Here is a 7,658-nt window from a genome sequence, read left to right as displayed (position 1 = left end):
CCGGCCTCGATGATCTCCGTCACCTCAAACTCGGCCCTTGCCAGGAGCAGCCTGTATTCGTCGGCTGTCCGCTCCTGGCCATCCGGCGCCACCAGCATGTTGAGGTCGGCGAATTTGGCGCGCGCCCCTTCGTTTGGCGGCGCGAGCACGGCCTCGAGCACCAGCAACCTGCCGTCCGGCTGAAGAGCCTTGCGGCAGTTCCTCAGTATGGCGAGATTGGTCTCGTCGTCCCAATCATGCACGATCCATTTCAGCAGCAGCGCGTCTGCTCCCTCGGGCAGCGCGGCGAGGAAATCTCCGCCGACGATGTCGCAGCGATCGGCGACACCCTTCTCGTCCATCACCGGGCCGGCCGCCGCGACCACATGCGGCTGGTCGAATAGGATGCCGCGGCTGCCGGGACTGGCGGCGAGGCTTCGGCAAGGAGCGTGCCCCTGCCACCACCGACATCCATGATCACCGGAAAGCGCGAAAAATCATATGCCGCCAGGATGGCCGCCGCCACGCCGCGCGAGTTCGCCGCCATCGCGCGATCGAAAATCACCGACTCCTCGGGATGCTCGATCCGGTACTCCCAGACCCCCTTGCCGTGGGCGTGGCGGAACGCGTTCTTGCCGGTCCGGATGCTGTAGAGCAGATCGCTCCACGCCTGCCGGTAGTAGGGCCGGCCGACAAATGACGCCCAAGGGGTTGCCGAATGCTCGGCGTCCGAGCGCAAGGCGCCGCCGAGCGGCGTCAGCGAGAACCGTCCGTCCTCGCCTTCGTGGAAGACGCCCACCGCCGCCAGCGCGCGCAACAGGCGGTAGAGTGCGCGCGGATGTGTGTCTGTCAGGCTGGCCAGCTCAGCCGCCGAGCGCTCGCCGTCCTTGATGTGGTCGGCGATGCCCAGCATCGCCGCGACCGAGATCGCTTGCGACACCTGGTATTGGTTGACCATCCGTATCAGTTCGAAAGCGGCTGTTCGCGGATCCATGGCGCCCCTCGGATCGCCAGCAAATCACAAGGAACGGGCTCTAAACAAGCTCCACTTCGACCACGCCGGGCACGGCGCGCATCGCCGACGCGATCTGCGGCGAAATCCGGTAGCGGTTGGGCAGCTCGATCTCAACCTCGCCCTGGCCGGCATCCTTGATCAGCACGAAGCTCACCTGTCCCTCGCCCTTCACGGCGAGCTGGTTGGCGAGAATGTTGATCGGCGCCGCGTCGCGCAGGAAGATGCGCAGCGCCTTCTGGATGCGGCTTGCCTCATCTTCCAGCGACTGCACCGTCTGGATTCGCAGATTGATGCCCTCCGGCCTGTCTTCGGCCGAAACAGTGATCACCACCGAGCGGCCGGGCTCCAGCATATCGCGAAATTGCGCCAGGCCTTCGGAGAACAGCACCGCCTCGTACTGTCCGGTCGTGTCGGAGAACTGCACGACGCCCATCTTGTTGCCGGTGCGGGTCTTGCGCTCCTGCTTGGTGGTGACGGTGCCGGCGAGGCGACCGGCGGCAGCACCGCGCTTGACCGCGGCCGAGAACTCCGCCCAGTTCTGCACCCGCATCTTCTGCAGCGCCGCCTTGTACTCGTCGAGCGGGTGCGCCGAGAGATAGAAGCCGACCACCTGGAACTCGCGATGCAGCCGGTCAGCGGCCAGCCAAGGTTCGGTCGCCGGCAGGTTGAGCGCCTGCGACTGCGCGCCGAGCGAGGCGCCGAAAATATCCGCCTGGCCGGAGACGGCGTTCTGCTGCGCCAGCGAGGCCAGCCCCATCATCCGCTCGACCCCGGCCATCATCGCAGCGCGGTCATGCCCGAAGCAGTCCAGCGCGCCGGCCATGATGAGGCTTTCGAAGACGCGCTTGCCGACGATCTTCGGATCGACCCTTTCGCAGAAGTCGGCGAGGCTCTTGAACGGCTTTTCGCCGCGCATGGCGACGATATGCTCGACCGCCGCGTCGCCGACGCCTTTGAGCGCGGCCAGCGAATAGAAAATCTTGTTCTGGCCGACCTCGAAGGGGCGGAAGCTCGACATCACCGACGGCGCCACCACCTCGATGCCGAGGCGCAGCGCATCCTGGCGGAAATCGGCCAGTTTGTCGGTGTTGCCCATGTCGAGCGTCATCGACGCCGCGAGGAACTCCACCGGATAGTGCGCCTTGAGGTAGGCAGTCTGGTAGGAGACGACCGCGTAGGCCGCCGCGTGCGACTTGTTGAAGCCGTAGTCGGCGAACTTCGCCAAAAGATCGAAGATGAAGTCGGCCTGCGGCTTGCCGACGCCGCGCTCGACCGCGCCCGTGACGAAGCGCTCGCGCTGCTTGTCCATCTCGGCGCGGATCTTCTTGCCCATGGCGCGGCGCAGAAGGTCGGCTTCGCCGAGCGAATAGCCGGAAAGCTCCTGCGCGATCTGCATCACCTGTTCCTGGTAGACGATGACGCCTTGCGTCTCCTTCACCAGATGGTCGATCTTGGGATGGATCGAGGCCATCTCCTCCTCGCCATGCTTTCTGGCGTTGTAGGTCGGGATGTTCTCCATCGGGCCTGGGCGATAGAGCGCCACCAGCGCGATGATGTCCTCGATGCAGTCCGGTCGCATGCCGATCAGCGCCTTGCGCATGCCGGCGCTTTCAACCTGGAACACGCCGACCACCTCGCCGCGCGACAGCATCGCGTAGGTGTCCTTGTCGTCGAGCGGAATCGTCGCGAGGTCAATGTCGACGCCGCGCCGGCGGATCAGCTTGACCGCCGTCTCCAGCACCGTCAGCGTCTTCAAGCCGAGGAAGTCGAATTTTACGAGCCCCGCCTGCTCGACATATTTCATGTTGAACTGGGTGACCGGCATGTCGGAGCGCGGATCGCGGTACATCGGCACCAGTTCCGACAAAGGCCTGTCGCCGATGACGATGCCGGCGGCATGCGTCGAGGCGTGACGATAGAGGCCTTCGAGCTTCTGCGCGGTATCGAGCAGCGTCTGCACGATCGGCTCCTTCTCCGCCTCTTCGGCGAAGCGCGGCTCGTTGGCGATGGCGTCCGCCAGCTTGACCGGATTGGCCGGATTCTGCGGCACCATCTTGGACAGCTTGTCGACCTGGCCATAAGGCATCTGCAGCACGCGGCCGACGTCGCGCAGCACGGCGCGCGCCTGCAGCGTACCGAAGGTGATGATCTGCCCGACCTGGTCGCGGCCGTATTTCTGCTGGACGTAGCGGATCACCTCCTCGCGACGATCCTGGCAGAAGTCGATGTCGAAGTCCGGCATCGATACGCGATCGGGATTGAGGAAGCGCTCGAACAGCAGCGAGAAACGCAGCGGGTCGATGTCGGTGATGGTCGTCGAATAGGCGACCAGCGATCCGGCGCCCGAACCGCGTCCCGGCCCGACCGGAATGCCTTGCGACTTCGCCCATTTGATGAAGTCGGCAACGATCAGGAAGTAGCCCGGGAATTTCATCTTCTCGATGATGCCGAGCTCGAAATCGAGCCGCTCGCGATATTGCTCGACCGTATAGCCCGGCGTCGGTCCGTGCGCGGCTAGCCTCGCCTCCAGCCCCTCGCGCGCCTGGCGGGCGAGCTCGGCCGCCTCCGCCTTCTCCGCCGCATCCTTGTCGGCGATATCGCCGCCGGTGAAGCGCGGCAGGATCGGGCTGCGGTTCTTCGGATAATAGGAACAGCGCAGCGCGATCTCGACCGTGTTGTCGATCGCTTCCGGCAGGTCGGAGAACAGCTTGGCCATCTCCGCCTGGCTGCGCAAAAAATTGTCCGGCGAGAGCCGTCGGCGATTGTCGGCGGCGACCACCGAACCCTCGGCGATGGCGACCAGCGCGTCATGCGCCTCATAGTCGTCGCGCTTGGAGAAGAACGCCTCGTTGGTGGCGACCAGCGGCAGATCGTGGCTGTAGGCAAGGTCGACCGTCGATTTCTCGATCATGCGGTCGTAGCCCTGGACCCGCTCCAGCTCGACGTAGAGCCGGTCGCCGAACATCGCCTTCAGCGTCAGCAGCCGCTGCTCGGCGAGGTCGCGACGGTCCTCCTTCAGGGCGCGGCCGATCGGGCCGCGCGGACCGCCGGTCAGGCAGATCAAGCCGTCGGATTGTCCCTCGAGCATCGCGCTGGTCAGGTGCACCGGCTCGCCGGGCGGCGTTTCCAGGTAGACCCGACTGATCAGCCTGACCAGATTGGCGTAGCCGGCCTCGGTGGCGGCGATCAGCACGATCGGGTGCATCTCCGGCCCCTGGCGGCGGCGGTCGCGCTGGGCATCGCCCGCTTCGCCGGAAAAGGCGAGATCGATCTGGCAGCCGATGATCGGCTGGATGCCGTCCTTCACCGCCTTCTGCGCGAACTCCAGCGCCCCGAACAGATTGTTGGTGTCGGTGACGGCGATCGCCGGGCACTCGTCCTTGACCGCATGGCCGACGATGGCGCCGAGTTGCAGGGCACCTTCGAGCAGCGAATAGGCCGAGTGCACGCGCAGATGGATGAACGGCCGCGCCGGCGTTTCCGGACGCGCGTCCTTTACCGCTGCTTCGCGCAGCAACGGGTCGCGTGGAAGTCGTTCATCCGCCATGGGGCTCGCGTCGCTCGAAGGGACTCAACAATCGGTGCAGATGTATTGTCCGGGAGCGCGGGATGCGAGTCCAGGGATCTCCTGTGCACAGGTCAGGCGAATTCCATGATCACCGCGTCGACCGCGAGACTGTCGCCGGGCTTGGCGTTGAGCCTGGACACGGTGAGGTCGCGTTCGGCGCGCAGCACGTTCTCCATCTTCATCGCCTCGACCACGGCCAGCGTCTCGCCGGCCTTGACCTCCTGGCCCTCGGCGACTGCGATCGACACGACCAGGCCCGGCATCGGGCAAAGCAGCATCTTCGACGTGTCCGGCGGCAGCTTTTCCGGCATCAGCCTTTCGAGTTCGGCGATACGCGGCAGCATGGCCTGGGCCGTCACCGACATGCCTTTCCAGGCGATGCGCAAGCCGTTCAGCGCCGGCCGGACCTGTGCCGCGACCGCGTTGCCGCCGACCGTGCCGCGCCAGATGAGATCGCCCGGCCGCCAGTCGGACGCTACCGTCAGCGGTTTGCCGCCATCGATCGACAGATCGACTTCCATCGGGATCGAGACCATGCCTTCGAGGATGGCGGCCGAAAGGTAGTCGGCGCCGATCTTGACCACCCAGTCCCGCTTGAGGATGCCCGAATGCGGCGCCAGCCGTCCGCTCAGCCGGTCGAGCCGGTCGCGGCGCAGCAGCTCCATCGCCGTGGCGACCGCCGCCAGCACCGCCTTTTCTTCGTCGTTCGGCGTGATCGGCGCGAATCCGTGCGGATATTCCTCGGCGATGAAGCCGGTCGACAGCCGCCCCTCGCGCCAGCGCGGATGCTGCATCAGCGCCGCCAGGAACGGAATGTTGTGCTCGATGCCGTCGACGACGAAACTGTCGAGCGCCTCCGACATGGCGTCGATCGCCTCGCGCCGCGTCGGCGCCCAGGTGCAAAGCTTGGCCACCATCGGATCGTAGAACATCGAGATCTCGGAGCCCTCGGTGACCCCGGTATCGTTGCGGATGACGATATCGCCGAACGTCCCCTCCTCCGGCGGCCGGTAGCGTGTCAGCCGGCCGATGGAAGGCAGGAAATTGCGGTACGGGTCTTCGGCATAGAGGCGGCTTTCCACCGCCCAGCCGTTGAGCTTCACATCGCCCTGTTTGATCGCGAGCTTCTCGCCGCCGGCGACACGGATCATCTGCTCGACCAGGTCGATGCCGGTGACGAGTTCGGTCACCGGGTGCTCGACCTGCAATCGCGTGTTCATTTCAAGGAAATAGAAGTTTTTCTCGCTGTCGACGATGAATTCCACCGTGCCGGCGCTCTGGTAGTCGACGGCCCTGGCCAGGGCCACTGCCTGCTCGCCCATCGCCTTGCGGGTTTTGGCGTCGAGGAACGGCGACGGCGCCTCCTCGACCACCTTCTGGTTGCGGCGCTGGATCGAGCATTCGCGTTCGCCGAGATAGAGCGCGTTGCCATGCGCGTCGGCCAGCACCTGGATTTCGATATGGCGCGGATCGACGACGAACTTCTCGATGAAGACGCGGTCGTCGCCGAACGAGCTTTTCGCTTCCGAGCGCGCCCTGTCGAAGCCGTCGCGCACCTCGGCCTTGTTCCAGGCGATGCGCATGCCCTTGCCGCCGCCGCCGGCCGAGGCCTTGATCATCACCGGATAGCCGATCTCGCCGGCGATCTTCTCGGCATGGTCGGCATCCTCGATGACACCCAGCCAGCCCGGCACGGTCGAGACCTTGGCCTTGCTGGCGAACTTCTTCGATTCGATCTTGTCGCCCATTGCCCTGATGGCCTTGGGCTTGGGGCCGATGAAGACGATGCCCTCCGTCTCCAGCGCCTCGCAGAAGGAGGCGCGTTCCGACAGGAACCCGTAGCCGGGATGCACGGCTTCGGCGCCGGTCTCCTTGCAGGCAGCGATGATCTTTTCGGCCACCAGATAGCTCTGCGCCGCCGGCGAAGGCCCGATATGCACGGCCTCGTCGGCCATCTCGACATGCACGGCATCGCGATCGGCATCCGAATAGACCGCGACGGTAGCGATGCCCATCTTGCGCGCCGTCTTGATCACACGGCAGGCGATCTCGCCGCGATTGGCGATCAGGATTTTCTTGAACATGCTGGCGTCGTTTCCTCCGGCGAGGAACCAGTTCTATGGACAATCCCCCTACGGCTCAAGTGGCCGGGCGCGGCGCGCATCCGCCCTGCCCAGATTGCGAATACCGCGCCGAAAAACGTCGCAAGGGAAGTTGGCCGCCGCCGCCGAACTCTGTAGAGTGTTGTTTGGGCTCACTGCGGAGGGCTGGCGGGCATTGCGCCTCGCCGGGCAGGCTCAATAAGCCGGCCTCATCAAAAGTTTGTCGATTGCCTTGGGAGGAACTGCCTCATGAAAACGCGCGCCGCTGTCGCTGTCGCCGCCGGAAAGCCGCTGGAGATCATGGAGGTCGACCTCGACGGCCCGCGTGACGGTGAAGTGCTGGTCGAGATCAAGGCGACCGGCATCTGTCACACCGACGAGTTCACGCTGTCGGGTGCCGATCCCGAAGGCCTGTTTCCGGCCATCCTCGGCCATGAGGGCGCCGGCGTCGTCGTTGACGTCGGCAAGGGTGTGACCTCGGTCAAGAAGGGCGACCATGTCATCCCGCTCTATACGCCGGAATGCCGGCAGTGCCCGTCCTGCCTGTCGCGCAAGACCAACCTCTGCACCGCCATCCGCGCCACGCAAGGCCAAGGCTTGATGCCGGACGGCTCGTCGCGCTTCTCGATGGGCAAGGACAAGCTGTTCCACTACATGGGCTGCTCGACCTTCTCCAACTTCACCGTGCTGCCGGAGATCGCGGTCGCCAAGGTCAATCCCGACGCCCCCTTCGACAAGATCTGCTACATCGGCTGCGGCGTCACCACCGGCATCGGCGCCGTCATCAACACGGCCAAGGTCGAGCAGGGTGCTACCGCCGTCGTCTTCGGCCTCGGCGGCATCGGCCTCAACGTCATCCAGGGCCTGAAGCTCGCCGGCGCCGACATGATCATCGGTGTCGACGTCAACAACGACAAGAAGCCTTGGGGCGAGAAGTTCGGCATGACGCATTTCGTCAATCCGAAGGAGATCGACGGCGACATCGTGCCTTACC

At 65.2% G+C, this 7,658-nt stretch carries 3 protein-coding genes and 1 pseudogene; 1 reads left to right on the top strand and 3 read right to left on the bottom strand.

What is annotated here, in order from left to right:
* The 3 genes and pseudogenes from EOA33_RS17645 to EOA33_RS17635 form a co-directional block, all read right to left on the bottom strand.
* Positions 1–892 (bottom strand): annotated as a pseudogene (locus EOA33_RS17645) (methyltransferase); the annotation flags it as partial.
* Between the two features lie 121 nt (positions 893–1,013).
* Entirely contained in the window at positions 1,014–4,541 is a 3,528-nt protein-coding gene (dnaE, locus tag EOA33_RS17640; RefSeq protein WP_127406184.1) for a DNA polymerase III subunit alpha, read from the bottom strand.
* 92 nt (positions 4,542–4,633) lie between these two features.
* The gene (locus tag EOA33_RS17635; RefSeq protein ID WP_127406183.1) at positions 4,634–6,646 is read right to left on the bottom strand and encodes an acetyl/propionyl/methylcrotonyl-CoA carboxylase subunit alpha; all 2,013 of its coding nucleotides are present in this window, start codon (positions 6,644–6,646) and stop codon (positions 4,634–4,636) included.
* Positions 6,647–6,913: 267 nt separating this feature from the next.
* On the opposite strand from EOA33_RS17635, the gene EOA33_RS17630 reads away from it, so the two are divergent.
* Positions 6,914–7,658 (top strand): alcohol dehydrogenase catalytic domain-containing protein (locus tag EOA33_RS17630; RefSeq protein ID WP_127406182.1); only part of this gene is annotated, 745 nt, incomplete at its 3' end.

Source organism: Mesorhizobium sp. M4A.F.Ca.ET.050.02.1.1 (assembly GCF_003997725.1).
Classification (GTDB): Bacteria; Pseudomonadota; Alphaproteobacteria; order Rhizobiales; family Rhizobiaceae; genus Mesorhizobium.
This window is presented reverse-complemented; position numbering and strand designations above follow the sequence as displayed.

What these genes read in the sequence shown, in the direction of transcription:
- EOA33_RS17635 (WP_127406183.1), bottom strand. Translation starts at nt 6,646, where the DNA reads ATGTTCAAGAAAATCCTGATCGCCAATCGCGGCGAGATCGCCTGCCGT.
- dnaE (WP_127406184.1), bottom strand. Translation starts at nt 4,541, where the DNA reads ATGGCGGATGAACGACTTCCACGCGACCCGTTGCTGCGCGAAGCAGCG.